This is a genomic window from Acuticoccus kandeliae (assembly GCF_003073115.1).
In genome coordinates this window covers 1-291 of the sequence record NZ_QBBV01000176.1, presented here as the reverse complement: position 1 = coordinate 291, position 291 = coordinate 1, and the positions used below count along the sequence as shown (strand labels likewise).

At 70.4% G+C, this 291-nt stretch carries 1 protein-coding gene; it reads right to left on the bottom strand.

Features of this window, described 5'->3' with window-relative positions:
- Window positions 1-257 (bottom strand): TetR family transcriptional regulator (locus tag DBV35_RS29840; protein WP_117434509.1); only part of this gene is annotated, 257 nt, incomplete at its 3' end.
- Between the last annotated feature and the right edge of the window lie 34 nt (window positions 258-291).

Genomic DNA, 291 nt, shown 5'->3' with positions numbered 1-291 from the left:
ATCCGCACCAGCTGCTCCTCGAAGGCGCCCCAGGCGATGTCGTTCTTGGAGGCGAAGTACCGGAAGAACGTGCGACGCCCGATCCCCGCGGCGTGCGCGACGTCGTCGACGGTCGTGTGCTCGAACCCATGGTCGCTGAACATCTCCAGCGCGATGTGCTCGATCTCCGAGCGGGACGTGACCGGGCGACGACCGGCGCGGCGCGGCGCGCCCCCGCCGGTACTCCCGATCCCGTCATTCTCGGTCACCGCTGACATCGTCGCCCCGCCGTGCTCCCCGACTCCCCCGTCG